Source organism: Rhizobacter sp. P1_G5 (assembly GCF_056405435.1).
In genome coordinates this window covers 1-2851 of record NZ_JBFUCB010000719.1, presented here as the reverse complement: position 1 = coordinate 2851, position 2851 = coordinate 1, and the positions used below count along the sequence as shown (strand labels likewise).

Here is a 2851-nt window from a genome sequence, read left to right as displayed (position 1 = left end):
GACGTACCCCCCGGCGTGGAGGAGCAATGGGCTCGCATAGCGCTGCCGGCGTTGGTTGAGCATGTCCAACGGCAGACAGATGGCGAGTTGGCTCGGCTCACGTACAAAGAGCTGGCGGAGCGGATCGGCTGGTTCAACAAGAACGGCGACCCGCACTGGCGGCTGGGTGGCGTCCTCGGACGGGCCACGGTACTTATCGAGACGGCAACCGCTGGATGGCCTGAGGAACACAAGCCGCCGTACCTCACGACCGTCGTTGTTGTCTCAGGTAAAGGCGAGAACGCTGGCTTGCCCGACGTCGGCATCAAGCATCGTTGGCCTCAATTCCACCTGCTGTCGCTCGAGGAAAAGCGGGCCCGGGTGCTTCATGAGTACGAGGACATCCTGGCCTACGGTGAGCGCTGGCAAGCTGTTCTAGAGGCTGCCGGTCTGGCGCGGGTGAAGGAGGTCGATCCGCTAGAGGGCGGGGCGCCGGCGCCAGGTGGTTGGGGCGGTGATGAGTCTGACGAGCACCGTGCGCTGAAGGAGTTCGTGCTCGTGCACCCCGAGCTGTTTGGCGCGCCACAGGGCTGCTTCGCGAAGACCGAGCACGACTTGCTCTCAGCGGATTGCATCGACGTCTTCTTCCGCGCGGGCGGGGCGTGGATTGGCGTTGAGGTGAAGTCGAGGAAGTCCGATGACTTGGACCTGGAGCGCGGCATCTACCAGGTGGTGAAGTACCGAGCGGTCCTGACTGCGCAGGCGCTCATCCATGCAGATGGTCAGCCGTCAACTGAGGTCTACCTTGCAACGGAGCGTGCTCTACCGCCGCGGCTGCAGAAGGTCGCGGATGCGCTCGAAGTGCCGTGCAAGGTCGTTGCCCACCTGTTGGACGGATCGGCATGAAAGACACAGAGCTGGCTGCCATCGTTGATGGTGGACCGGTCAGATGGGGTCCAGTGCCAGGCGCCGGGATGCGGGCACGGGGCCTACCGTTGCATCCATGTTGTCAGGCAGGGGCAGGCGCTGGGCGTGTACGGGTCGGTGCGTGATATCGGTGCTTGTGGACCTAACCGCAGCGCACCCTCTAGCCCGACGGATATGGAGCCGAGTCTTGTTCACGACTTTGGTTGTCCGCCCGTTTGGGATGGCGGCGTCCGCAGCCGCGCGAATACTCAGCGCTCGTTCACGACTTTATTGGGTCGAAATACCGTGACTCCAACAAATAATGTCCGTCGGATCTAAGTAATGCATGGATGACAGGCGCGAGTATTCAGCTCAGCCTGGAGGCGGCGGCAGATTTGTAGTGGCAGCGGTTGGCAGGCCTACAGGCCAGAGGCCGCGCCCAAGCTATCGGCGGTGGACCGCTGAGCTTGGAGCTACGGCCCTRCTGACGGTTGGAAGGCGTCCTTCCCGGGTTGGGCCCTGGCCATCATGCGGACTACAAAATCGATGAATGCCCTGACCTTGGCTGGAACGTGGGCGCGCCCGGGATAGTAGACATAGAGCGGAAAAGTCTCGTCAGGCCAGTCCGTCAAGATGGGCTCAAGCGTGCCCGCTCTCACGTGCGTGTCGACCCCGAGGTCGATCACCTGAGCGATCCCGTAGCCTGCGAGGCAGGCCCCAATCTTGGTTCCGGCGTCCGTGACCGTCAGGCTGCCGCTGACGGCCACCGTCACCTTCTCATCGCCACGCCAGAACGCCCACTCGAAAGGCCTGCCGGTGGCGGGATCGATGGCTTTGATGCATTCATGACCGTCATCCACCAGATCCCGCGGGGAGCTGGGCCTACCCCGTTGCGCCAGATAGGACGGCGCGGCGACGGTCAGAACGCGTGGACTGTAGAGACGGCGGCAGACCAAGGTCGAGACCGACGGAGGCCCAAACCGGACAGCAAGATCAAATCCGTCGCTCACCAGGTCGGAGAGTTCGTTCCGCGTCTCCAGCCTCAATTGGAGAGACGGGTGGGCCGCCAGGAATTTCGCCAGCTCCGGCGCCAACACGAGCCCGGCAAACCGCGCATCGCAGGCGACGCGCAGCGTGCCGCTGACGGCCGAGGCCTGGTCGGCGGCGCCGATCGTCGCATCCTCCAACCCCTGGAGAAGGGGCAGTACCTTCGAGAGCAATGCATGGCCGGCGTCCGTCACTTCAACGCGTCGGCTTGTGCGATGCACGAGCTTGGCGTGAAGGCGGTCCTCCAATCGCTGGATGGAGCGACTCACCGCAGGCTGTGTCTTGCCCAGACGGGAAGCGGCCCGACCAAAGCTTTTCGATTCGGCGACCGCATTCAGCGTCAGCAGGCCGATGACAAGCCCTCCATCCAGGTCATCCATGGTCTATGTGTTTGGGTAATGGCAGCGATAACCGCTTCGCTGTAGCCGAGTCCGGAAGGATTCCTCACTATACGGATCGTTCAACAAATGATGAAGGCCCGCGATGACCCAGACCCAAGCCGTAGCCGCTCTGATCGAGGACTATTTCGAGCTGGCCTATGAGCCGAAGAGCCGTGACTTCAACAAAGTCTTCCATCCGAGCTGCTTTGTGCAGTGGCTTGACGGCGGACGGCTGAACACCCTGTCCTCGCAGGACTATGCGTCGCTCATCCATGGGAGGCCGAGTCCCCGCTCGACTGACGCGCCGAGGGACGAAGCGATCCTCTCGGTTGAGCACGTTTCCGATTCCCTTTCAACGGCAAACGTGAGAGTGCGGATCGGCAAGAAGTTGTTCAACGATCACTTCGTCCTGCACAAGATTGAGGGGGAGTGGCTGATCACGRTCAAGGCGTCCTTCGTGGCAGGTACTTTCGACTGAAGGACTGACGGCCTGTGGACGCCAGTCGCGCCGCAAGGCGTGCTGCCCTTCTGACTCAGGC

General features: G+C 62.5%; 3 protein-coding genes. 2 read left to right on the top strand and 1 reads right to left on the bottom strand.

Features of this window, described 5'->3' with window-relative positions; translation table 11 throughout:
- Positions 1-885 (top strand): hypothetical protein (locus AC1D12_RS29970; RefSeq protein WP_477844877.1); only part of this gene is annotated, 885 nt, incomplete at its 5' end.
- 473 nt (positions 886-1358) lie between these two features.
- Here the strand turns inward: AC1D12_RS29970 and AC1D12_RS29965 are convergent.
- Positions 1359-2312: a LysR family transcriptional regulator gene (locus tag AC1D12_RS29965; protein ID WP_477844875.1), complete on the bottom strand. Its 954-nt coding sequence runs from the start codon at positions 2310-2312 to the stop codon at positions 1359-1361.
- A gap of 103 nt (positions 2313-2415) precedes the next feature.
- On the opposite strand from AC1D12_RS29965, the gene AC1D12_RS29960 reads away from it, so the two are divergent.
- Positions 2416-2790 (top strand): nuclear transport factor 2 family protein, encoded by a 375-nt coding sequence (locus AC1D12_RS29960; protein WP_477844873.1) that lies wholly within the window; start codon positions 2416-2418, stop codon positions 2788-2790.
- Positions 2791-2851 lie beyond the last annotated feature (61 nt).